Annotated in this window: 19 protein-coding genes; 10 read left to right on the forward strand and 9 right to left on the reverse strand. The window is 60.7% G+C overall.

The genetic code is table 11. From position 1 onward, the window contains the following. Window positions 1-4: 4 nt before the first annotated feature. The 4 genes from V7D69_RS03465 to V7D69_RS03480 are packed head-to-tail and all read right to left on the reverse strand — an operon-like array spanning window position 5 to window position 4,369. Window positions 5-1,030, reverse strand: coding sequence for a protein-glutamate methylesterase/protein-glutamine glutaminase (locus V7D69_RS03465; RefSeq protein ID WP_324061352.1), 1,026 nt, complete (start codon window positions 1,028-1,030; stop codon window positions 5-7). After that, on the reverse strand, window positions 1,027-1,896 hold the full coding sequence (locus V7D69_RS03470; protein ID WP_324061350.1) for a CheR family methyltransferase: 870 nt from the start codon (window positions 1,894-1,896) through the stop codon (window positions 1,027-1,029). Before V7D69_RS03470 ends, V7D69_RS03465 begins: the two co-directional genes overlap by 4 nt. Beyond that, a complete protein-coding gene (locus V7D69_RS03475; protein WP_333605067.1) occupies window positions 1,893-4,112 on the reverse strand; it encodes a chemotaxis protein CheA in 2,220 nt (739 codons plus the stop codon). The genes V7D69_RS03470 and V7D69_RS03475 overlap by 4 nt, the downstream gene beginning before the upstream one ends. Further along, on the reverse strand, window positions 4,109-4,369 hold the full coding sequence (locus tag V7D69_RS03480; RefSeq protein WP_324061346.1) for an STAS domain-containing protein: 261 nt from the start codon (window positions 4,367-4,369) through the stop codon (window positions 4,109-4,111). Before V7D69_RS03480 ends, V7D69_RS03475 begins: the two co-directional genes overlap by 4 nt. 346 nt (window positions 4,370-4,715) lie before the next feature. Here V7D69_RS03480 and V7D69_RS03485 point away from each other — a divergent pair, with 346 nt between their 5' ends. Beyond that, window positions 4,716-5,759: a chemotaxis protein CheB gene (locus tag V7D69_RS03485; RefSeq protein ID WP_333605068.1), complete on the forward strand. Its 1,044-nt coding sequence runs from the start codon at window positions 4,716-4,718 to the stop codon at window positions 5,757-5,759. A gap of 68 nt (window positions 5,760-5,827) precedes the next feature. Here V7D69_RS03485 and V7D69_RS03490 read toward each other — a convergent pair whose 3' ends face one another. The 3 genes from V7D69_RS03490 to V7D69_RS03500 are packed head-to-tail and all read right to left on the reverse strand — an operon-like array spanning window position 5,828 to window position 10,021. Beyond that, window positions 5,828-7,390, reverse strand: coding sequence for a DHA2 family efflux MFS transporter permease subunit (locus V7D69_RS03490; RefSeq protein ID WP_324061344.1), 1,563 nt, complete (start codon window positions 7,388-7,390; stop codon window positions 5,828-5,830). Further along, window positions 7,390-8,568, reverse strand: coding sequence for an HlyD family secretion protein (locus V7D69_RS03495; protein WP_333605069.1), 1,179 nt, complete (start codon window positions 8,566-8,568; stop codon window positions 7,390-7,392). Before V7D69_RS03495 ends, V7D69_RS03490 begins: the two co-directional genes overlap by 1 nt. After that, complete coding sequence (locus V7D69_RS03500) at window positions 8,561-10,021, reverse strand: efflux transporter outer membrane subunit (protein WP_333605070.1); 1,461 nt, start codon at window positions 10,019-10,021, stop codon at window positions 8,561-8,563. The genes V7D69_RS03495 and V7D69_RS03500 overlap by 8 nt, the downstream gene beginning before the upstream one ends. Window positions 10,022-10,098: 77 nt before the next feature. Between V7D69_RS03500 and V7D69_RS03505 the strand changes: the two genes are divergently transcribed. Continuing rightward, window positions 10,099-10,695: a TetR/AcrR family transcriptional regulator gene (locus V7D69_RS03505; protein ID WP_324061341.1), complete on the forward strand. Its 597-nt coding sequence runs from the start codon at window positions 10,099-10,101 to the stop codon at window positions 10,693-10,695. A 10-nt stretch (window positions 10,696-10,705) separates the two neighbouring features. On the opposite strand, the gene V7D69_RS03510 is transcribed toward V7D69_RS03505, so the two are convergent. Beyond that, window positions 10,706-11,302 (reverse strand): TetR/AcrR family transcriptional regulator, encoded by a 597-nt coding sequence (locus V7D69_RS03510; RefSeq protein ID WP_324061340.1) that lies wholly within the window; start codon window positions 11,300-11,302, stop codon window positions 10,706-10,708. Between the two features lie 208 nt (window positions 11,303-11,510). On the opposite strand from V7D69_RS03510, the gene V7D69_RS03515 reads away from it, so the two are divergent. The 6 genes from V7D69_RS03515 to V7D69_RS03540 all read left to right on the forward strand — a co-directional run bounded on the left by V7D69_RS03515 (window position 11,511) and on the right by V7D69_RS03540 (window position 19,834). After that, window positions 11,511-14,906 carry an acyl-[ACP]--phospholipid O-acyltransferase gene (locus V7D69_RS03515; RefSeq protein ID WP_333605071.1) on the forward strand — a complete coding sequence of 1,132 codons (3,396 nt, stop codon included), beginning with the start codon at window positions 11,511-11,513 and terminating at the stop codon, window positions 14,904-14,906. Window positions 14,907-14,918: 12 nt separating this feature from the next. Continuing rightward, window positions 14,919-15,410 carry an asparaginase domain-containing protein gene (locus V7D69_RS03520; RefSeq protein ID WP_324061338.1) on the forward strand — a complete coding sequence of 164 codons (492 nt, stop codon included), beginning with the start codon at window positions 14,919-14,921 and terminating at the stop codon, window positions 15,408-15,410. A gap of 214 nt (window positions 15,411-15,624) precedes the next feature. After that, on the forward strand, window positions 15,625-17,073 hold the full coding sequence (locus tag V7D69_RS03525) for a sensor histidine kinase (protein ID WP_324061337.1): 1,449 nt from the start codon (window positions 15,625-15,627) through the stop codon (window positions 17,071-17,073). Beyond that, window positions 17,066-17,503, forward strand: coding sequence for a response regulator (locus V7D69_RS03530; protein WP_324061336.1), 438 nt, complete (start codon window positions 17,066-17,068; stop codon window positions 17,501-17,503). Before V7D69_RS03525 ends, V7D69_RS03530 begins: the two co-directional genes overlap by 8 nt. A gap of 21 nt (window positions 17,504-17,524) precedes the next feature. After that, the gene (locus tag V7D69_RS03535; RefSeq protein WP_324061335.1) at window positions 17,525-19,276 is read left to right on the forward strand and encodes a putative bifunctional diguanylate cyclase/phosphodiesterase; all 1,752 of its coding nucleotides are present in this window, start codon (window positions 17,525-17,527) and stop codon (window positions 19,274-19,276) included. Between the two features lie 162 nt (window positions 19,277-19,438). After that, entirely contained in the window at window positions 19,439-19,834 is a 396-nt protein-coding gene (locus tag V7D69_RS03540; RefSeq protein ID WP_324061334.1) for a glycine zipper 2TM domain-containing protein, read from the forward strand. Window positions 19,835-19,932: 98 nt separating this feature from the next. On the opposite strand, the gene V7D69_RS03545 is transcribed toward V7D69_RS03540, so the two are convergent. Then, entirely contained in the window at window positions 19,933-22,428 is a 2,496-nt protein-coding gene (locus V7D69_RS03545) for a TonB-dependent receptor domain-containing protein (RefSeq protein WP_333605072.1), read from the reverse strand. A 286-nt stretch (window positions 22,429-22,714) separates the two neighbouring features. On the opposite strand from V7D69_RS03545, the gene V7D69_RS03550 reads away from it, so the two are divergent. Both V7D69_RS03550 and V7D69_RS03555 read left to right on the forward strand, forming a co-directional pair. Continuing rightward, window positions 22,715-23,047, forward strand: coding sequence for a glycine zipper 2TM domain-containing protein (locus V7D69_RS03550; protein WP_324061332.1), 333 nt, complete (start codon window positions 22,715-22,717; stop codon window positions 23,045-23,047). Between the two features lie 206 nt (window positions 23,048-23,253). Next, a complete protein-coding gene (locus V7D69_RS03555; RefSeq protein WP_324061331.1) occupies window positions 23,254-24,006 on the forward strand; it encodes an SDR family oxidoreductase in 753 nt (250 codons plus the stop codon). The last annotated feature ends 52 nt before the right edge of the window (window positions 24,007-24,058 follow it).

The following is a 24,058-nucleotide window of genomic DNA, read 5'->3' on the forward strand; positions in this document are numbered from 1 at the left end:
GGCGTCAGGCAGCCTTGTTGAGCGCGTGGCGCGCTATGCTGTTGATTGGTGCGACGACACGAGCCGCGCCAAGCGAGATGGCCGCGCGAGGCATGCCAAAGACCGTGCAGGTCGCCTCATCCTGAGCGATGGTGTGAGCGCCGGCCTCACTCATCGCCAACAGCCCCTTCGCACCGTCTTGGCCCATGCCGGTCAGCAATATGCCCACTGCATCCGCTCGGACATATTTCGCCACTGAATGGAATAACGCGTCAACGCTGGGAAGATGGCCCGAAATTCTCTCTCCTTGGCGCAGCTTCGCGTAAAGGATGTCCGCGCCATGGACCATCAGATGACGATCGGCTTCAGCGGCGAGATAGACGTTGCCCGGCTTCAGCGGCATGTCATTGACCGCGACTTGCACTTGCGCCGGGCAGACCTGGTCCAGCGTGCGTGCGATAGCAGCTGCGAAGCGGGGGTTGACATGCTGCACGATTACAGTGGGCGGGCAATCACGCGGAAATTCGCGCAGCAGCACTTGCAGAGCCTCTACCCCGCCAGTTGATGAGCCGATCGCTATCAGCCGCGTATCACGCTTGATCGAGCGGCGGCTTTCCTCCGCCAGCGCCGGTGCAGTGCGTACCGGCTTGTGAAAGCGCACCAGCGCAGCATCGCGGATCAGTTGGGCAAGTTCGCCTCCGTCCTGCAAGGCCAGCTTGCCGGACGGATCATACTTTGAATAGCAATTGACGGCGCCGAGAGCGAGCGCCCGTGCTGTCACCTCATTGCCTTCCTGGGTCGCGCCCGAAACGATGATGACCGGGGTGGGACGCAGCGTCATGATCTTTTCAAGAAAATCAAGCCCGTTCATGCCCGGCATCTCGATATCAAGCGTGACTACGTCTGGGTCGAGCTTTTTTATCAGTTCCCGCCCCTCGGCCGCATTCGATGCGGCGCCAACCACCTCGATGTCGGGCTGCTCACGCAGCCGTGACATCAGGATCGCTCGCATGGTCGGCGAATCGTCGATGATGAGGACACGAACGCTCATGCGGCCCTCCTCCGATAGATCGTGGGACCAACGAGTTGGAAATCGTTGGCAGCTGGTCCGGTCACGCGCTCGGAATGGCCGATGTAAAGGAAACCACTGGGCGTCAGCGCCTCGCAGAACCGTTTGACGAGACGTTCCTGGGTTGGGTTGTCGAAGTAGATCATCACGTTGCGACAAAAGATGAAATCGAACTTGCCCTGGATCGGCCAGTCGCCAAGCAGATTGAGCAGACGAAAGCGTACGATCGAACGCAATGTGTCACTCATCGTCACCTGGCCATTGCTCTCCTTGGTCCAGGCCCGCCGTAAATCCTCGGGCACCGGCTTCAGGTCCGAGGCGGGATAAACCGCATCGCGCGCGCGCGCGACCGCATGAGGTGCGATGTCTGTCGCCAGAACGCGCAGATCGGCGCGCGCCAGGTTAAGACCGGCCGTGCGATCGGGACCGAGCAGGGTCATCAGGATGGACCAGGTTTCCTCGCCGCTGGAGCAACCGGCGGACCATAACCGCACGGGTCGATTGCCCCGCAGCTTCTCGATCACCCGCGGGCGAACCTCCGCACGCAAATGATCGAAATGATGAGCCTCGCGGTAAAAGAACGTATGATTGGTGGTCAGAGCGGCCACCGCCTTGTTCAGTTCGGCACCGTTGGCGCGGATGAGTTCGATGTATCTGGAAAAAGTAATGGTGCCGCTGCTGCGCACAAGCGGCGCCAGACGCGAATATACCAGCATCGCCTTGCCCTGCGGCAGCACGATCCCGGCGGCGTCGTAGATAATCTTCGCGATCTGCGCGAAGTCCGCAGCACTGTAGATGTCCGGGCTTACGCCGGGAACGGTATTTTTCGGGGCGGAGAGTGCGCTCACGCTGCCTGCCTCTCATGAGCGGGTAGCGCACAAGCGACAAGGCCGTCCACATCGACGATCAGCGCTACGCGCCCGTCTCCCAGGATGGTCGCGCCAGCCACGCCTTCCACCGAGCGGAAGTTGGTGGCGAGGCTCTTGATAACGAACTGGCGCTGGTCGCAGATATCGTCCACCAGCAGAGCGGCTTGGCCGGCACTTTCAGTGTCGACGACGATCAACACTCCTTCATCGGGTGTCATCGCGCCGTTAGAAGCGCCAAGCGCATCCCTGAGCGCGATTATTGGGATGAACCGCCCTCGCACATTAAGCATGTGACGGTTGGAACCCAGGCCATGAACATCGCCCTCACCAGGCCGCAGGCTTTCCACCACATGAGCCAACGGCACGACCAGCGTCTGATCGCCCACATCGACGATCATGCCGTCGGAAATGGCCAGAGTGAGCGGCAAAGTCAGGATGAATGCGGTGCCCTTGCCAGGCACGCTCTCGATCGTGATGCGTCCGCCCAGTTCCTTGACGTTCTGGCGCACCACGTCCATGCCGACGCCGCGCCCGGAAATGTTGGAAATAACCTGCGCCGTCGAGAAGCCTGGCGCGAAGATCAAGTTGTCGATCTCTTCCGCGGAAAGCTGCGCATCGGGGCTGACAATACCCTTTTCGATCGCCTTAGCGAGAACCCGTTCGCGGTTAATGCCGGCGCCGTCATCGGCAATGGTGATGAGAATGCGGCCCGAACGATGTTCAGCCGAAAGCGTCAGCGTGCCTTCCGGCGACTTGCCCGCGGCGATGCGATCCTCGGCGCTTTCAATGCCATGATCGACAGCGTTGCGGATAAGGTGCGTAAGCGGCTCGCCAAGACGCTCGATCACGGTCTTGTCGAGTTCAGTGGTTTCACCGAAGACTTGCAGCTTCACATGCTTGCCCGTCGATGCGGCAAGGTCGCGCAGGATGCGCGGCACGCGGCTGAAGACGCTGGCGATCGGCTGTGCGCGGATCGACATGGCGCTTTCCTGAATGTCGCGCGTCAGGCTCTCGAGCAAGCCCAATTCCTCGGTGGCGCTGATGCCTGCGCTATCGAGACGCTGAACCAGCATGGCCTGAGCGATCACCAACTCGCCCACCAGATCGATTAGACGATCAAGCTTGAACAGATCGATCCGGATGGATTGTCCTGCGCCGGCCGGTCCCGCCGGCCCCGATGAGGCCGGTTTTTCATTGGCTTCCGCGCTCTTGGCTGGTGCAGACGTGGAAGGCGGCGGCGTGGCCTTAGCGGGAGATGCTGTCGGCGGGGGCGAAGGTGCAGGAGGCGCGGCGACCGGCGTCACCACGGGCTTGAGAGGCTGCTGTGCCGATCGCCCGGCGGGTTCGATCACTTGAACCGGCGGAACGGCCTGATCTTCACCAAATGCCAATGCGCAATCGTCTCCGATAAAATCGAAGATGTCGCGCACCGCTTCTTCAGATACGCCAGCCGGCATCGCAAAAGTCCAGCCGAGGTAGCCCTGGGCGACGTCGAACATCTCAAGCGACGGAACCTGGCTCACGTCGCAATGAATGCACTCACCGCCCAGGCCGACTATGTCACGCAACATTAGCAGCGGTTCGCTACCGTTGCGCATTGCGCCTGCACGCGGCCGCAGATGGGCTTTCCATCGTTTGCCTTCGACGGACTCCTTTTCCATCGTAGCCGGGGGTGGGGTGAAGCCGGCTGTCAGATCATCAAGCAACGCATCCAGATCGAGACCGAAATCATCGTCGCCCCCGCCTGCGGCGGCGGCTTCGGGCACAGCCGCTGGCGGCGGCTCCGGTTCGGAGGCAGCGGGTGCAGTCACACCCGCATTGGCCGCCATAGACTTTTCCATTTCCGCGATAAGCGCCGCATCATAAGGCGGCTCACCGTCTTCGCGCGCGGCCGTAACATGGTCAGAAAGCGTATCCAACGCGCGCAGCAGGAGGTCTACCAGCTTGCTTTCGATCGGGACCAGTCCTTCGCGCACATCGGAAAGAAGCGTCTCGAAAGTATGCGTATATGCTTGGAGAGCCCCGTAACCGAAAGCGCCTGCACCGCCCTTGATCGAATGAACGCCACGAAACACAGCATTGACGGTGTCGGAATCGTGCGTGCCGGCGTTGCAGGCGGCGAGACCGGCTTCCGCCGCAGCAAGCGATTCCTCACACTCTGCAAAGAATATCTGCTGAATTTCTTCTGGGCTCATAGTTCGTTCTCTTCAAAGAGTTCGCTGGCCAGCCCAGTCAGGCGCGCGGCTTCTTTCAGCGCGGCGGAAGGAGCAATGACGGCGCCTTCTCCGCTACGGCGGGCGGAAACGAGCAGTTGCAGGACGGCCTGGCCGATATGATCGACAGTGGTGCCGTCAATACGAATGGCGCCGTTGCCCAGGGCCGCCACGAGCTCCGGCCAGATCGCTTCGGCGGCCGCGCGGTCGCAGCGGGCTGGCAAGGTAACCGTACTCATCTATATCCCCCGATCATCCTGCGTTGGTTAACGATCCTGCTCAGTGTACCGCTCAAAGCGCTCCCAACACTGGGCGACACGCGACGGCGCCTCTGTCATACGCGGTCGGAAGAGCAGAAAAATACTTTGCTATTCCGTACATTTAACCAATCTCTTTCGTTCAAAATCACATTGCCGCCCGATCTTCGGCGCAAGCCATGGGTTCGGTTCTAGACGGTGCGATGCCAACGCGACGTTTGCCGGGAACTCCGGCGAAGTGCGTAGTGTGGTTAAGGAAATTAATCGCAGCCTCGGTGATACCTCGCAGCCCATATTCGAGCGGTGACAATAGAAGGGTCCAATTCTCATGCATGAAGCCCGCGTCCTGGTAGTCGACGATTCAGCCGCCATGCGAGCGCTGTTCTGTGACGTGCTGGAGCAGACCAAGAACGTCCGTGTTGTCGGCACTGCGGCGAATGCGGCTGAGGCCCGCGAGCAGATCGCAGAGCTCATGCCCAACGTCGTTACTCTCGACGTCGAAATGCCGGGAATGAGCGGGATAGAGTTTCTCGAGGAAATCATGACAACCAACCCGCTGCCAGTGGTCATGCTTTCCAGCCTTACGCAAAGCGGCACCGAAACATCGCTCAAGGCGTTCGAACTAGGCGCGGTCGAATGCTTTCCCAAGCCGCTCAAGGCGACGCCCGAACAATTCGCCAAAACTGTGGGCAAACTAGGCAAGATCGTTCTGGCCGCCGCCAACTCCAACGTACGCGACAAGCCGCGCCACCGTGGGGGCAAAGCCGAAGGCGAAGGCAATGGCCCCGCCTATTCGCCGAACGGCAAGATCGCGGCGTTCAGCACCTCGATGGGCGGCGTCGATGCCCTAACCGAGGTTCTCGGTCGTTACCCCGCGAATTGCCCCCCCACCGTAGTCATCCTGCAGACCGAGCCGGCACTGGCGGAAATGTTCATCGCACGGGCAAACAAGGACTTCGCCTGCAATGTAGCAGCGGTCGTGGATGGCGCGGAGCTGACCGCCGGGACGGTGCATATCGCTTTTGATCCCAGCAAACACGTGATCGTGGAACCCGGTATTCCCGCCAAACTCCGCATGGTCGAGCGCGATCCGGTGGAGGGTTTCCGCCCTTCGGCCACACTGCTGTTCGGTTCACTCTCGCGCGCCGGGATGGCCACCATCGGCGCGGTCCTCACCGGCATGGGCGAAGATGGGGCCAAGGGTCTGAAGTTGCTTCAGGCCGCTGGATTTCGCACTCTCGCGCAGGATCGTACAACAGCTACGGTTCCTCAGGCGCCTGCGGCCGCCGTCGAAGCAGGCGCCGTCGATGCCGAGCTCAAGCTGGAAGACCTGGCGGCAGACATTCTCGCGAGTTGCGGGGTATCCGGCTAGCATGATGTCGATCGGCCCGCTTCGAACCGAAACGGATCTTATCCTGTAGTCATTCGGCGACGATACGATCAGTGCCCCATCGTGGGCGCCACATCTCTGGGTGGACGCGGAGCCAGCCAGATGGTCGTCGCCGCAATAAGCAGCGCCGCTGCTGCCAACGCGAAGAGATGCGTAGTGGCTTGAGTCATTCCCTGCTGAGTGACCATCTGGGCAATAGCTCCGCGGGCCTGCTCGGCTGATAGACCACCCTGCTGAAGGGCTGTTGACGCGGCTTGCGAACCATTCAGGGTGCCGGCCATTTCCGCGCTGTCGGAGCGCGCCATGTTGTCCCAGACGGTGGCGACGATCGCTGTGGCGACTGCGCCGGCCAGCGTCCGGCCGAAATTGGCAATTCCCGCCGCGGAAGCGGTCTCCTCCGATCTCACGGCCGAAAGACTTATGGTCGTGAGCGGCACCATGAAGAGGGCCACTCCCAACCCTTGGAGCAGTTGCGGATAAGAGAATTGCCAGAATGTGGAGTCAGTCGACCACCAAGTCCGCATCACCGCGCAAAAAGCGAGCCACGCTATTCCCACAAAGACCAAGGCGCGCGGGTCGAAACGGTGCATCAGCTGCGGCACGAGCGGCGACATGACAAGCGCCAGCATCCCGGAAAAAGCCATCACAAAACCAGCCTGCGTCGCAGTGTAGCCCATCGATATCTGCAGGAATTGAGGAATTACCACTACGGAGGCAAAGTAAGTGCCAAAGGCGACCATCAGGGCGAGTGTCGCAGCCGTGTAGCCCCGGTGACGGAACACCTTGAGGTCGACAATCGGATGTTCCTCGGTCAACTCCCATATCAGGAAGGCGCAGAAGAAGATCGCCGCTGTCGCCGCCAGCATGATGATTTTGGTGGAGCTGAACCAGTCCTCTTCACGTCCAAGGTCAAGCATCATTTGAAATGCTCCGACCCAGATCACCAGCAGAATAAGCCCCACGAAATCCACCGGAAGTTTCATGGTTGGCGTTTCGGCGTTGCGAAAAAGGGCGACGGTTGCAGCAAAGATGACCACGGCAATCGGGACGTTGATGTAGAAGATCCATTGCCATGACCAGTTGTCACTGATTGCGCCACCCAGAATGGGGCCGCAAATCGGCGCGGTAACTATAGTCATCGCCCACAGCGCCATTGCCCGGGAATGCATATGCCGAGGAAAGATGCGCAGGAGCAGTGTCTGGGTCAGCGGCATCAATGGCCCACCGCATAGGCCCTGACCAAGCCGAAACACGACCAGCATGTCTAGGGTTCGCGAAACCCCACAGAGGGCCGAAAACAGGCCGAACCCGGCCAGCGAAAACAGAAAGGTACGCAGGGCGCCGAAACGGCCCGCTAGCCATCCGGTCAAAGGAACGCAAATCGCTTCGGCCACGGCATAGGAAGTGATGACCCAGGTCGCACTCTGTGTCGAAACGGCTAGACCACCAGCAATGTGCGGGATCGACACATTGGCGATTGTCGTATCAAGCACGACGACAAAGTTCGCCATCGCCAGGACGATCCCGGCCAGGAGCAGGCGTCCGCCAGAAAGGACAGTACGCTCCTGGCCTGTGTCAGTCTCCTCCGAAAGGGCATTGTCAGAGGAAGCCATCACTTTTTGCTCGTGAGATCGATCTTGGCTTCCATCGACAGGCCGATGCGTAAGGGGTGCTGCTTCAACTCCTGAGGATCAAGTTCTATACGCACGGGCAGGCGCTGGACCACCTTGATCCAGTTTCCCGTCGCGTTCTGTGCCGGGATCAGGGAAAAGGCAGCGCCGGTGCCGCCGGCGAAGCCGACCACCTTGCCGTGGAAAACGACGTCGTACCCATAGAAATCGGAAGTAAGCTTCGCACTTTGGCCGCTGCGAACCTTGCCAAGCTGATCTTCCTTGAAATTGGCATCCACATAAAGCTGATCGACGGGGACGATCGACATTGCCGCCTGCCCGTTTTCCACCTTTTGTCCAACCTGGATCGTGCGCCGAGCGACCACTCCATCAATCGGGGCCCGGATGACGGTGCGCGCAAGCGCCAGCTTGGCGTTCTCCACCTGGGCCTTGGCCAGCAGCACTTGCGGCGCAGTTTCGCTGTTGGCGCCCCGTATCAGCGCCCGCGATGCCTCTTGCTGCCGGCGCGCACTGACGGAGCTGGCGCGAGCGGAAGCAAGCCCGGCCTGCGCCTCGTGTTCAGCCGCCTGCGCAGATGACAAAGCCTCCCGGGCCGCCGTCAGCTCTTCCGCCGACACCGCGCCGCTTCCCGCCAGCGAAGCGCGACGGTTGTAATCGGTCTGAGCCTTCACCAATGCGGCCTGCGCGGAAGCCAACTTAGCCTGCACGGCGCCGATCTGAGTGGTGCTGGCATCAGCGGCGGCGCCAAGGGCATCGCTGTTGGCAAGCGATTGGCCGAAGTTACGCTTTGCATAGTCAAGCTGCGCTTGTGCCTGCGCCAAAGCGATGCGCTGATCCGCATCCTCAAGCCGGAACAGGATCTGTCCTCGCCTGACAGGTTGAGTGTCAGTGACAAACACCTCGATCACTCTGCCGGAAGTAAGAGGGGTCACTTCGGCCGTTTCGCCTGCGACGTAGGCATTGTCCGTAGAGACCGAAAGGCTGGCGATGAACATCTCGTAAAGGAAATATATCCCTACTATCACGACGACCGCGAGCCCCAGCCCGAGCAACAAGGGCCAGCGATTCTTCTTGTCGATCACGGCTCCCGAACCATCGGCCCCGGCATTGCTGTGCATGTTTGGCGTTTCGGCAGGTTGTTCCTGCGCGTCATCATTCATTGCCAGGGGCCTTCTTGCTGGAATTGTCTGCAAACCCGCCGCCCAACGCACGCTTGAGCGCGACGTCCAAGGCCAAAGTGCGGAAATGAGCATCGACAGCCACCTGCCGCGCGTTAAGCGCGTCAGTCTGCGCCGTCAGCGCATCGAGATGGTTGGTCAGGCCGGCGCGGTAGCGCTTCACGGCGAGGTCATAGCCGGCAAGCGAAGTGCGCGCTGCCTGCGCCGCGTCGCGCTCTTGCACAGCGGCAGCGTCGCGACTGACCAATGCATCGGCAACCTCCTGCAGCGCACTTACCACCGTTGCATTGTAGTCAGCGACCGCAGCGTCGTAGGCGCCTCTCGCCTGCGTGAAATTGCCCTTGAGCCTCCCGCCCTGAAAGATCGGAAGGGTCAGCGCGGCCCCGGCATTGCCGTAAGTCGAGCCGCTTTCGATTAGATTCGATATCCCAAGTGAAGTGAGACCAATCAAACCCCTAAGCGAAATGTCCGGCAGGAATTGAGCCTTGGCGATGTCGATCCGGGCAGATGTCCCTTCCACTCGCAGCCGCGCGGCCACGATGTCGGGCCGGCGACCAGCCAGCCCGATGCCGGCGTCCATTGGCAGGTCGCTTTCGGAGAGAGAGCGAAGTGCAGGAGGGGTGATCGTCAGTCCACGGTCCGGGCCCGCGCCCAGCAGAGCGGCAATGGCGTGACGGCGTAGGAGGACCTGCTCTTCATTGGCTGAAAGCGCCGCACGCGCCGAAGCTGCGGCCGCTTCTGATCGGCGCAGCGGCGCTTCACTTTCGAGCCCGGCCTTTGATCGTTGGCGGGTAAGATCAACCAGTTCGGCGTGTGCCCTGCTGGCGTCCGCCAGGGACTCGCCCCGCTCGATCAGCCGGGCCAGATCGAAATACGACGAGACGACATTGCTTGAAAGGATCAGTTCGGCCTGCCGTGCATCCGCTTCCGCCGCCGCTTCCTCCGATGTTGCGACGGCCAGCAACTTACGGTTCTTGCCCCATAGGTCGAGATCGAAATCGCCCGACAACGCCAAGGTCCCGGTACTTTTCCAGCCGTGCGGTACGAAATTGGCTGGGATGCCGTTATTATAACTCTGCTTCGTGACTCCTCCCGAGACCTGCCCGTCGATCGACGGCAGCAGGGCCGCTCTGGCCGCTTCCGCCGCGCCGCGCGCCTGCAGAATGCGCGCCTGAGCGGTGGCCAAGCTCGGCGAACCGGCCAACGCCTCATCCACCAGTGCATCAAGCTGTGGATCGCCATAAATGCGCCACCAGCGCTCCTCAGGCCAGTTCCGAGCCGGGCTGACGGATGACAGCGATTTTCCGGACGCCAGCATCGCGGGTGCATGCATCTGCGGATGCGGCCCCAGATCTGGAGTAGCGCACGCGGACAAACAGATGGTTGCCGTCAATAGCGAAAACGCCACGACTCGAGCGCGGAAATGTGTACCCATCAGTACATTTTCATCGAGAGGCCGGTTGTTTCTGTCAATGAAAAAGCGTACTATATGGTACGCATATGAAAAGCCAGATGGGAAAGAGGGAACTGAACAAGGCGCGAAAGCGTGCAGCGATCATTGTTATCGCCACGCGCTCGTTCCTCGAACGGGGTTATGCGGCAACTACGATGTCCGCCATAGCCGAAGAACTCGGCGGATCGAAAGCGACCTTGTGGGCGCACTTTTGTTCCAAGCAAGAACTGTTGGCCGCGGTGATCGACCAGCAAGTCGAAACCTTCTCCCGCGACATCGACGTTGTGCTGACTGTAAAGTCGTTTTCCCTGCCCGCGCTGCGCCGCGTATGCGCTCGCTATTTGGAATGCCTTCTCAGCGATAGCGCGATACGGTTGTTCCGCTTCGTAGTTGCGGAAGGCGCACGATTCCCGGAAATCGCGGAGATGTTCCAAGCGCGCGGCCCTGCGAAGATCCGCATGCGCATTATCGAATTTTACGCGACCAGGTTCTCCGAGCCGGAAGCGAGGATGCTGACCTCGCTAACCACAGCAACAATATCGGGGTATCGCGCAGAAATCGTTCAGCGCCCCATTCGACCGACGAAAGCGGAACAGGACGCTTTCGTGGATGGCCTGATCGAATTGATCGCAAGTTGGGCGGACAAGCGGCCCTAATAGCCCTGCTTTAACTCACACTACATCGTGAAAGCGCATCGCGGACCCGCATTTTAGCTGCCCCCAGGGGGTCGGTTTCGCCCAGCATCGCGAAGGTGCCGTTCAGCGCGAAGAAACAGTGGCCATGGACACAGGCCAGCAGCGAAGGCGCCAACGCTGGTGCCTTTGCCGCAGAATCCGATGGCAGCACTGCCGCAACTTCACGTACGATCACGCCGGTAATGGCGGACACCTTCTCCCGATAGCTATCCGAGGGGGGGGCACCGTCGGGCAGGCGAAAATCGTAAAGCGCGGTCCAAGCGTGGCGGTGGCTGAGTGCAAAATCGAAATAAGCATCAATCGCCGCGTCGAGCCGGCCCGCTTCCCGTCCCTCCAGCCGCCGTTCAAGGAATGCCAACCAGATGTCGAGCGTGCGCCCGTTAAGCGCCAGCATGAGCGCGTCGTAGGAGCCGAAGACGTTGTAGACTGTTCCGATCGAATAGCCGATCCGCTTGGCCACTTCGCGTGCCGAGAAGCGGGCGAAACCCACTTCGGACAAATGCTTGTGGCCCGCCTCCAGAAGCAGTTCACGCAGTTCGTCGCGCGAGTGGTCTGAACGCCGCCCCATTCCTTCTCGTCTCCTTTTTCGCGATCCCTCTGGCAAAGAAATTAAACGCTGTCTATTTTTTTAATTGAACAATGTATATTTCCGTGAGACTTAAAGAATCCCGAGACAACGATTCACGGCCGTTGCCGCCTGGAAAAGGTCAGCGCACAAGCTAAGGAAGCGGGGTCAAGGGAAAGTAACTAAGTCTCAACGGGCACGGGGGAATATCGTGGCGGCACCTGATTTTTCACTATTGGCCAAGCGACGTTTCGCGCCAATGTTCGCGGTCCAATTTCTCGGCGCCTTTAACGACAATCTGCTCAAATATGCGATGCTCCTGCTCGCCAATTACGGCATCCTGCGGGGCTCTCCGGAAAGGGCCGACATGCTTTCCGTGATTGCCACCGGCCTGTTCACCTTGCCTTATTTCCTTTTTTCGGCATTGGCCGGGCAAGTTGCGGATCGCATTGACAAGGCCAGACTGGTACGTTGGGTCAAGCTGGCCGAAGTGGGAATCATGGGCCTGGCGCTGATCGGCTTCGCTTGGGAATCGATCGCGCTGCTGCTTGCCAGCCTGTTCCTGATGGGGCTGCACTCCACGGTTTTCGGCCCAGTCAAATATTCAATCCTGCCGCAGCATCTGGCCGAGCATGAAGTCATGGGCGGCACCGGCCTGATCGAGGCGGGCACTTTTCTCGCAATCTTGAGTGGACAATTGCTCGCCGGACAGGTCCAGCCGTGGGAGGCCGGAGTTGTCGCCACCGGTCTTGCGGCAGTGGGCTATTTCGTAGCGTTGGCAATTCCCGCTGCCCCACCAAGCCGTCGCGGCCATCCCATCGATTGGAACATCGCGCGTGGCACCTGGCACGTGCTGGCCACCGCGCACCGTGGCCGCGGCGTCTGGCTCGCGGTGTTGGGAATAAGCTGGTTCTTCACCGCCGGCGCAGTGCTCCTGACCGAGTTCGTGCCTCTCGTATCGGACACTCTGAGCGCACGAAAAGAGGTGGCGACCTTGTTCCTGGTGATCTTCTCAGTGACGATCGCGCTGGGCTCAATGACGGTCAACCGGCTGCTCAGCGGCCAGATTTCGGCCAAATACGTGCCGGCAAGCGCATTGACCCTGGCCGCCGGTCTGATCGACCTCTCGTTTTCGACCGTGCTCTTCACGGTCAAGACGCTTGATGCGACCATCGCACAATTCCTTGCAACTCCCGGTTCATGGCGGATCGTGGCGGATCTGGTGGTCATCGCCTTTTCGGGGGGCATGTTCATAGTTCCGCTTTACGCGATCCTTCAGGTTCGTTCCCCCGCTGAGGAACGTTCACAAGTAATCGCGGCCAACAATATTCTGAATGCAGGAATGACAGTGCTCGCGGTCGGCGTGGTCGCGATGCTCCTGTCGACGGGCGCCAGCGTGCCGCAGGTAATCGGCGTGTTGGGTCTGGCCACCCTTCTCGTCGCGACGGCCTCTATCTGGCTCTTGCCCGAAACCCTGTTCAAGGCCGTGATCCGGCTTGTGCTCTCAGTGCTCTACCGGGTGGAAGTCACCGGCATCGAAAACATGCCCAAGCCCGGCGAACGCGCGGTCGTGGTGGTCAATCATCTCTCTTACCTCGACGGCGTGCTGCTTGGCGCGTTTCTGCCGGGCAAGCCGACTTTTGCCGTCCATACCAGCATCGCGCGAAGCTGGTGGATACAGCCCTTCTTGAAGCTTTTCCGCGCCTTTCCCGTCGATCCCACCAACCCGATGTCAGCCAAGGCGATGGTACGCACCGTGCGCGAAGGCAATACCTTGGTGATCTTCCCGGAAGGCCGCATCACGGTGACCGGCGCGCTGATGAAAGTATTCGACGGCCCCGGCATGGTCGCTGACAAGGCCGATGCCCCCATCGTCCCTGTCCGCTTGAATGGACCGCAATACTCTCCCTTGTCACGCCTCAAAGGCAAAGTGCGCACGCGCTGGTTTCCGAAGGTGACGATCGACGTCCTGCCTCAGCGGCGCTTCGCAGTCGAAGGTGATATGTCTGCGCGCGAACGCCGCGCCATCGCGGGGCGCCGTCTCTACGACGAGATGAGTGCGATGATCTTCCTCACCACGGACACGAACCGCACGTTGTTCACGGCGCTGTGCGAGGCGCGTGCGATCCATGGTGGCAACGCCAAAGTGATAGAGGACATCACGCGCCAGCCCCTCTGCTACAATCGCCTAATCCTTGGGGCGGAGCTTCTCGGTGAACGTCTGGCCTATCGCACGCGCCCGGCCGAGCCGGTGGGTCTGCTGCTACCTAACATCAACGGCGTCGCGATTACCTTCTTCGCATTGCAGGTGGAAGGACGCGTACCGGCGATGCTGAACTTTTCCGCTGGGCTGAACAATCTGATTTCGGCCTGCGATACCGCCCGCATCCAACTTATCGTCACTGCCCGCGCTTTCGTCGAGCAGACCAGGCTGTACGACACGATCACCGCGATGGAAGCGACCGGACGGACAGTGCTTTATCTGGAAGACATGGCGCAGGAGATCCGGACCGGCACCAAACTCTGGCACCTGCTGCTTCGGAACGGTGCGCAAGAACGCCATCGCAGACGCAAGATCTCTCCCGATGCACCTGCGGCCATCCTGTTCACCAGCGGATCGGAAGGGACGCCCAAAGGCGTCGTCCTGACGCATCGCAACCTGCTGTCAAACTGCGCGCAGCTTGCGGCTCGGATCGATTTCAATCCCAGTGACGTGGTGCTGAACGCACTGCCGATGTTCCATTCCTTCGGCCTTACCGGCGGCGCCCTGCTGCCTATCCTCAACGGTATCCGCACCGTGCTCTATCCCAGCCCGCTGCATTATCGCATCGTTCCCGCATTAGCTTATGATTGCAACGCCACGATCCTGTTCGGCACTGATACCTTCCTTTCTGGCTACGCGCGCATGGCTCACGGTTATGACTTCTATTCCGTGCGCTACATTTTCGCCGGCGCAGAGAGGGTACGCGAGGAGACCCGGCGGACTTACGCTGAAAAGTTCGGTTTGCGCATCCTGGAAGGCTATGGCGCTACGGAATGCGCTCCAGTGATCGCGGTCAACACGCCGATGCATTATCATGCCGGCACGGTAGGCCGCCTGCTCCCAGCCATGGAGGCGCGTCTGGAGGCGGTGCCTGGCATTGCCGCCGGCGGCCGCCTGCATGTCAGAGGACCGAATGTCATGGCCGGCTATCTGTTGGCGGATGATCCCGGCCTATTGCAACCACCGGCCGAGGGCTGGCACGATACCGGCGACATCGTCACCATCGATGATGCCGGCTTCATCACCATCCGTGGCCGTGCGAAGCGCTTTGCCAAGATCGGCGGCGAGATGGTCTCGCTGCCTGCCGTGGAAGGCCATGCGGCTCAGGTCTGGCCCGAAGCCGAGCATGCGGTGGTCACGCGCCCCGATACGAGGAAGGGCGAACAATTGGTGCTGTTCACGACGGCCGCCGGAGCGGACCCCAAAACCTTGCTGGAGTGGGGCCGCTCTCACGGCGTCACTGAACTGATGTTGCCGCGTGATATCCGTGTACTGAACGCATTGCCGGTCCTGAGCACCGGAAAGCTGGATTACGGGACACTTGGGGAGATGGCCAAGGGCTGATAGGCAGAGATCATGCCGAACACCCCTATTCTCGTCGTCACTACTGGCGGCACCATCGACAAGCAGTACTTCGACGCCCTTTCCGAATACCGGATCGGCGAAAGCGTGATCGAGAAACTGCTGAAGATCTCGCGCGTCACTCATCCCTTCCGGGTGATCGAACTGATGCGCAAAGACAGCCTGGAACTTACGGACGAGGACCGCGCGCTTATCAAGATGACTGTAGCCGCTGCGCCGGAGACAAGGATCGTGGTCACACATGGTACTGATACCATGACGGAGACGGCGAAAGTGCTGGCGGAAATCGAGGGCAAGACCATCGTGCTGTGCGGCGCTCTTGCGCCGGCGCGATTCGCCGAGAGTGATGCGCCGTTCAACCTGGGCATGGCCTTCGCGTGCTGCCAGACCGCGGCGCCCGGCGTTTGGATCACCATGAACGGATCGGTGTTTGAGGGTTTGAAGGTGAAGAAGGATCGCGCCGCCGGTAAGTTTGCAGAAATTTAATCGCCACAATCGTTTGCCCGACCAAAAAAGGCTGAGAATCGGTCGCACCTAGGTAAACATTCGGAAACCTATTTTCGCTATCCGCAAAGATCGCTGCGTTATCTCTCGCAGTGACAGGTAGTGGCCCCATAGTCCCCCGCTTCCCTCGGGCTTGCTACCTGTCTGCCATCAGGCACCCGCTTTACCGGCGGGTGGTCCGAAGGAGGGAGATACGGTGACGCTCGCAGCTCATCCCACCACCCAGATGCACGCCGTGCTGCAACATGCGCCGATCGGCGCGGTGATCGTCGATACGGCCGGTATGGTATCCTGGTTCAACGCCGCAGCCGCCGAAACCCTTGGCGAACCCAATGCCGCCACCCTGCGGCATTCGCTGATCTATGCGCGGTTGAGCGAAAGCGAAGCGGAAAATCTGCGCCAGTTGCTGGAGCAGCATTTCGCGGCCCCCATCGATACCCGCACACGGCAGATCGGGCTGATCGCTGCCGACGGCACGGCGCAAGTCGTCGAACTGACCGTTGCGCCGGTTCCCAATGAATACGGGCGCTACGCCGTCCTTTACATCCAGAGTCTGACTCGTCAGGTCACCGCCGAGCGGCGCTTCGTCCAGATATTCGAGAACCTGCCGCTTGGCCTGATCGTCGTCGACGGTCGCCAGCGCATCGTTCAGACCAACGCTTCGCTCAAAGCCATCTTCGGCTATGCCGCCGAGGAACTCGTGGGCCAGCCGCTCGACATGCTGCTGCCTGACAGATATCGCGACGCGCATGGCCGGCATTTCGTCGGCTACACAGCGGCCCCAAGTTCGCGCATGATGGGATCGGGACGCGACCTGACGGGCCTGCACCGTTCCGGCCAGGAGATTCCGGTCGAGATCGCGCTAAGCAAGCTGGAGGCCACTAACCAACCGCTGTTCCTGGCGATCGTCACGGACATTTCGGGCCGAAAACGCTCCGAAAGCGCGCTGCAGCAGACCAATGCACAGCTTGAGGAGTTCACTTACGTCGCCAGCCACGATCTGCGCAGCCCCTTGCGGGGCATCGGCGACCTGGTCACCTGGATCCGCGAAGACATCGGCGAGGATAATCTGACCACAGATGTCCGTCACAATTTCGACCGCATAGCGCTGCGCATCAGCCGCTGCGAACAAATGATCGACGATCTGCTGAGTTATGCCCGCGCGGGTGTGCGCGACATGCATATGGAGCGTCTCGATCCGCGCGAACTGATTGAGGAAGCGATGTCCATGGCCATGATACCGGACAGCTTCTCCGTCGAGATTGACATAGCGGGCGGAACGCTCACCGCGCCGCGCGCTCCTCTCTCCACGTCATTGCGCAATCTGATCGCCAATGCCGCCAAGCATCATGGCGACCGATCGGGACGCATTCGCGTGGCCATGCGCGAAGAAGGGCGCTTCTCGGTGTTCTCGGTGGAAGACGACGGCAAGGGCGTTGCGGCCGGCAATGAGGAACGCATCTTCAAGCTCTTTCACCGCGCCTCGCCGGGCACGGAGGGTGACGGCGTCGGCCTAGCCTTTACCCGGCGCATGATTAACGCACATGGCGGAATGGTGACCGTCCAGGGCCACGGCCCGCTCGGCGGTGCACAATTCGAGATTCACTGGCCTCGGATCCTATTGCGGGAGTTCGACGATGAATGACGCGCGCACCCTTCTTGACTGCACTGTATTGCTGGTCGACGACGACGACGTTGCGCTGGAAGGCGTGCTTCGCAGCTTTCGCAAGCACGACGTCCCCTGCCGGACCCTGACCGCCGGCGACGGTGCTGAGGCCCTGGCGATCCTGCGCGGATCGCATCCGGGCAAGCGCCTGGAAACGCCGGTAATCGTGCTCCTTGATATCAACATGCCGGGGATGGACGGTTTCCAGTTCCTGGAGGCGATACGAGGCGATCAGCGGCTGCGACGCACCGTAGTCTTCATTCTCAGCACCTCATCGCGCGATCAGGATCGCTACCGCGCCTATGACGAACAGGTTGCCGGCTACATGGTCAAATCCGCTGTCGGCCCTCAGTTCTCCCTGCTCGCCGACTTCATTCGGAAATACGCCCACACCCAGAAACTTCCCTAATCCTGCAAGGAGCCCCCCACCATGCGGAACGGTAAAAACGAAATCTTTGCCCTGATCGTCGACGATGACGATGTCGACCGCGAACGCCTGGCGCGGATGCTAGAGCATTGTCCGCGCCCGATCCATGTGACTGAGGCGGCGTCGCAATCCGAAGCGCTGGATCTGATACGGCGCCCGGCTTCGCATTTCGATATCGTCTTCCTCGACTTCGGGCTGGAGGACGGTGATGGCCGTGATCTAGTGCCGACCATCCACGGCGAAGTCGATCCCGACTGCCCTATCGTCGCGGTCACCGGCTTCACTGATGAGTTGATCGCCGCCGCTTCAATCAAATCGGGCATGACCGAGTTCCTTACCAAGCGCTCGCTCTCGCCCGAACGGGTTGCCGCCTCGGTTGAGGAAGGCATCGCCTGGCGCAAATACCGGCAGGATTTGCGGCGCGCCGAAGAGGAATTGACGCACCGCAGCCTTCACGATCCGTTGACTGACCTGCCTAATCGCACGCTGCTGGTCGATCGCCTCGGCCAAAGCTGCGCCCGCGCCAAGCGCAGTGGCGATCCCTTCGCGGTCGTGATGATCGACCTCGATCATTTCAAAGAGATCAACGACAATTTCGGCCATGCCGCGGGTGACGCGGTGCTGATCGCCATAGCCCGGCGGCTGCGCGCGAACTTGCGAGAAGTTGACACTGTCGCCCGCTTAGGCGGGGATGAGTTCGCCTTGCTGCTGCAGAACATCTCCACGCATGAAGCCGCAAGGACGATGGCGGCAAAACTGAACGACCTGATCGAGCAACCAATCGTCCATGAAGGCCATATGCTGCATGTCGGGTGTTCGATGGGATTTGCGCTGTGTCCGCTCTTCGGCTTTTCGCCGGCCGGTCTGCTTTCCGTGGCGGACGACGCCATGTACCAGGCCAAGCGCGGCCTGGACAAGGCAGTGGTAGCGCAGAGCGGTGGACTGCGGGCAGCGGCTCCGTTCGATCGCACCGGCATGCTGGTGGAGCTGGAGGAAGCGCTGGGTGAACGCACCCTGCAATGGCACTGGCAACCTAAGATCGACCTGCGTGACGGCCGCGTGCTGGGTTTCGAAGCGCTGGTGCGCTGGCGCGATCCGCGTGGCAACGCCATTCCAGCCGATCATTTGATCCACGCCATCGAGCAATCGCCCTTGCTGGAGGATTTCACATACCTCAGCCTGGAGACCGTTCTAGGGCAGTTTTCCGCGCTTCGCGATGATCTGGGCGAGGCCGCGATCTCCGTCAACATCTCGGCCAGCATGCTCGAACGCTCTGGCTTCGTAAGCAAGGTCGCCGAGTGCATCGAACGCGCGGGGGTCGATCCCGCACGCGTTACGCTGGAACTGACCGAAACCGCGCTGATCGCAAATCCAAGCCAGGCCAAGCGCGTGATCGAACAGCTTCATGAGCGGCGGATCGGACTTTCGATCGACGATTTCGGCGCAGGCTTCACCGCGTTCGGATACCTGCGGGAATTTGCCATCAGCGAGATCAAGATCGACCGCTCCTATATCCGGCGCTTCACCGAAAGCCGGTTCGATCAATCGCTGGTGAGTTCCCTTGTAGTGCTCTGCGAAAGCCTGGGCATTCCCTTGGTGGCTGAAGGCGTAGAAGACGCCCATACCCAGGATATACTGGTATCGCTCGGCTGCCATGCGGGCCAGGGCTATGGCATCTGCCGGCCCATTCCTTACGAGGACGTGCCTCTGTGGATCAGGGGCTGGAAGCGCGATCATCTCCTTACTGCGGCGTGAAGATCGAGCAGGGCACCTTCGTCCTATTCCCGCATTTCATCGTTGGATCGCCTCGGCCTGCCTTTCCCGCCGCACTTTCCAGATCGGTTCATCCGGCGTTGTGAGGACAAGTGATAGCATTGCCGCTATGTTTCGCGATCCATGCTGGAGGAGAACAAAAGGATGAAAAAGACCCTGCTCGTGCTGGCCATGGCCGCTGCGGCGCTGCCGGCCGCTCCGGCTCTTGCCGATCCACCGCCATGGGCCCCCGCTTATGGCAAACGCGCTCACGACAATGATTACGACCGCTATCGCGACCGGGTTTACGACGCGAACGGCCGCTACCTTCGTCCGCGTCCGCTCAGCCGCGATTCCTATGTCTGGCGCGGGCGCGACGGCCGCTATTATTGCCGGCGCGACAATGGCACCACCGGGCTTATCATCGGCGCCGGCGTGGGCGCCCTGGCAGGTCACGAGATCGCCGGCCGTGGCGACCGCACGCTGGGCGCCCTGCTGGGCGGCGCAGTGGGTGGCCTTATCGGCCGGGAGATTGATCGCGGCGAATTGCGCTGCCGGTAAGTTGAACTTTGAGCGATGTAAAAAGGCGCGCCGTTCCTCGAAACGGCGCGCCAGGTATAGCCATTGGGCGTTAAGCTGCCGCCCTGACGGGCTAGCGCTTAGAAATAGAAGCGCAGCGCCGTCGAGATCGTACGGCCGTAAAGCGTCTGCGCTAACGTCACTCCGTTGGCCGGCATTGACGCCGCCGACACATCCGTCAGCGCTTTCACGTCAAACAGATTGTTGACATTGAAGGACAGTTCGACCCGCTCGATGGGACGGATCTGCACGAAAGCGCCCACCGTCGTATAAGCCGGCATTTTGAGTTCGTTGATGTCCTGGGTATAACTGCTGGTCGTACCGATCACGTCTGCGCCGATGGTGAACCGTTCAGTGTCATACTGCGGCATGATCTGGTAAATCAACGCTGCCTGGTGACGCGGCTTGTTGCCAACCAGTGCCGGATTCTCCGCCGCCGTGATCTTGGCGTTGGTCACCGTAGCGTTCCCCGTCAGGTTGAAATGCCCGCGACGGATGCCTCCCTCAATCTCCCCGCCGTACGCCCGATATCCGCGGGAAACGAGCTGCTGGGTGGTGAACCCGTTTGCGTCAGGCTGCAATTGCGTGTTGGTCTCGCGGACTTTGGCCCAGAAACCGGTGAGATTGAAGAACACGCCGTTGTTGCGATACTTCAGGCCCACTTCCGCCTGCTTCACGGGATCATAACCCGCCTTCTTGTTGAGCAGGCTGCCATCGACCCGGCTGATCGCGGGCGAGAACAGCAAGCGTTCCGCCCCGGCGCGAGCGCCCCGGCTATAACGTGCAAACGACGACAGGGATTCCGACCAGCGATAGTTCGTGCTGAAGGAATAGGAGACATAGTGATAGCGGTAATTGACCGGCATATCACGACTGAACGGTACGAACGCAAAGGTCCTTTCGGCGTCGGAGATGATCCCGTCACCGTTGATATCGATGGTCTGCATGTCAGTCGGCCCGTTCGCGCGTATCGTGCCCTCGACCTTTCCCGTGTCCACACGCACGGAGGCGCCCAGCGCCAGCTTGCCGCGGTGAAAATTGACCGAGCCGTACGGGGCAATCACCGTGTAGTCGACATCGCGGCTGACGTGAGAGCCGACGGGGCCGGCAAAGTCGAGAAAGCCGCCTTGGGTCACAGACTTTCCATCGGCCTTTACCACATCGAACAGCGCTGAGCCTCCATCGCCGCGAACGTCTTGAAGAGCGTCGGCCACCGCTTGATCGGAATGAAACTCCTGTCGTGAGGTGTAGAGGCCGGCAGTGGTCGTGAGATCGCCGCCTCCGAAATTCCACACCCGCCCGACGCGAAGGTCATTTGTAAAATTGTTAGCGCTGCGGAACTTGATGTGGATGGGGTTGGTCAGGACCGCGATGCCGTTGCCGTTGATTGTTGTCGGATTGGTGATGTTCTGGCCTTTCAGCGGCCCACTGGCATAGACAAGGCTTCCGCCAGGAGCACCGGCAAGTGCGGGCGCGGTGATTATGGGACCGATAGCAATGGGGAAAAGGAAAGACGCATCCGCCGACTGGTCGGCATAACGCATGCGTTCGGAGATCGACCATTCACCGATGGAGAATTTGGTTTCGAGCCCGAACGCCTTGGACAGCGCGTGAAGGCCGTCATGCACGTTGAACTGCGTCAGCCGATTGTTTTCATCCATCACCGGACTATCGGCGATGTAGCGAGACAACAGACTGTCGCTATTGGCCGAGAAGCCAGTCAAATCGTGATAGTGCGGATCGGAGTTCGTTCCGGTGACGCTGATCGGCGTACCCAGATACATCGCGTTGCGATCGTCGAGGACCTTGCCGTAAAAGCGGATGTAGCCGCCGGTGAAGTCCTTCGTCACGTTGAATTTGATCTGACCGCCGCGATCCGCGGTGTAACCGATGTGACGCGGTCCATTGCCTTCGCGATAGAAGCCACCGACATGAAAGCGCACCGTGTCGCTGAGATGACCGCCGTAATCGAAATCGCTGCGATAGCCTTCGTAATTCAGACCCGCGCTCGCCATAATCGATCCCCCCTCGACCTCTCCGGTCTTGGAGATCAGATTGATGACTCCGCCCGGCGCGTTCGAAGCGAACGTCGAGGCTGAACCGCCACGGATCGATTCAATCTGATCGACGTTGAGATCGGCGCGCGTGAAAGTGTCGGCGGTCAGGGCCAGGAAATCCCCGAACTCCAGAACCGGGAGACCATCTTCCTGAAGCTGAAGATATTTCGCGCCGCTGGAAACCAGCGGCAGGCCGCGAATGGTATAGCTACCGTTGGTCGTGCCAACGCCGGCCTCGGACCGGACCCCAGGGATATTGCGGAACAGTTCGGATAATGACGTCGGCGCGATCCGGGTGATGTCGCCTTCCAGCAAGGAACTGGTCGAGGTCGCGCTATCCAGACGATCGCGGGCACGGGCTACACCCGTCGCGATCATGCCGCTGTCATCCTGCGGCGCACGGCTGGCTTCCCAGGCAGTGAGCCTGTCTCCATCCTTGCTTTCGTCAGCATACGCGGGAACCGCAAGCGCCGAAATGGCTGCGCCGCAAAGAGCGGCAATCGAAACACGCAATTTCATAGGAAATGAAGGCCCTTCATTTTTGATGCCGCGGGCCTCATCGCGTCAGATGATTAACATGTGTTACATTCCCGTCTCCGCGTTCATCCGTGGATTGGGACGTCGCAGAAGGAAAATTCCATAAAAACAATACGCAAAAGTGCACCTCCAACCGCTTCGTCGCGCACCGCCGCCCTTTCGGCTTATTTTTTTTGCGCTGTGCCATTGTTCATCTGCGGTTGAGGATCAATGAACGAAACGAGGACTCAGAGATCACATCGACCACAGAAAGGATCAGGGTTCTCCCATGCGTAAAGCCATTATCGCCGCCGCCGTCGCGGCTCTCACCCTCCCTGCCGCTGTTACGGTTTCCACACCCGCGGAAGCCCGTCACCACGGACGCGATTATCACCGGACAGACAATGGCATCCGCTACTGGCGCGGCAACGACGGCCGCTATTACTGCCGCAAGTCGAACGGCACCACCGGCCTGCTGATCGGGGGTGTGGCGGGCGCATTGGTCGGCCGCGCGATCGACACACGGGGCGACCGTGCCACCGGCACTATTCTTGGCGCTGCTGCCGGCGCTCTGCTGGGCCGCGAGGTGGATCGCAACAATTCGCGTCCGCGCTGCGACTGAGCAAGCCTTCCCTCCATGCAAGAGCGCCGCTCCACCTGAGCGGCGCTCCTTGTCCCTTTCCACGTCAATCCCGCCATCAGTGCGTGGGGCCTTTCCTCAACGGCCGCGCTATGCTCCAATGCACAAATGCTTGATTTGACCTTCCTTGCGGAAGCCGTTCGCGAGCCTGCGCGAAAACCGGCCCGCGAAATCGGGCGCCAGCCGCAATGACGGCCCCTGCCGTGCTGGTCACCGGGGGCGCCAAGCGCATCGGGGCGGCGATCACGCGCGCTTTCGCGCAAGCGGGCTGGCACGTTGTCATTCACTACGGGAAATCGCGCGCGCAGGCGGAGGCATTGGCCGCCGAATTGCCCTCTGCCGAAATCGTCGCATGCGAACTTGGCGATTGGAACGAAGGACCGGCCATGGCAAAAGCCTTGGCCGCACGGCTGAAGGACTGGCGTGTCCTGGTCAATTGCGCCGGGGTGTTCGATCTCGATACTGCCCAGGACCTGGCTCCGGCCATATTCGAAAAGGCCATGCAGGTGAATGCAGCGACGCCCGCCCGCCTCGGCCAAACATTTCTCGCGCACGCCCGCAGTTCGACGGGGCGGCGGTTGATCCATGTCACGGACCAGAAGCTGCGCAATCCCAATCCGGATTTTTTCTCGTATACCATGAGCAAGCATGCGCTGGCCGCGACGATCCCGATGCTGTCGATGGCCCGGATGGACAGTCGGGACCGGGTCTACGGCATCGCGCCGGGGGCCATTCTGGCCAGTCACGACCAGACCGAGGCGGAAACGGAAATCTCGCACCGGATGAACCTCCTCGCCCGCAAGACCACACCGCAGGACATCGCCGAAGCGGCGCTTTTTCTGGCGGGCGGCTGGCTGGCCAGCGGGGAAACGCTTTACGTCGATTCGGGACAACATCTGATGGCCCAGGACCGCGACGTGCTGTTCCTGGCTCGGCAGTGACCGGTCCGATGGCTTTGCTGCGGCTGAGCCGCCCACTACCCGGCAATATTCC

Origin of the sequence: Novosphingobium sp., assembly GCF_036733805.1 — a bacterium.
Taxonomy (GTDB): Bacteria; Pseudomonadota; Alphaproteobacteria; order Sphingomonadales; family Sphingomonadaceae; genus Novosphingobium.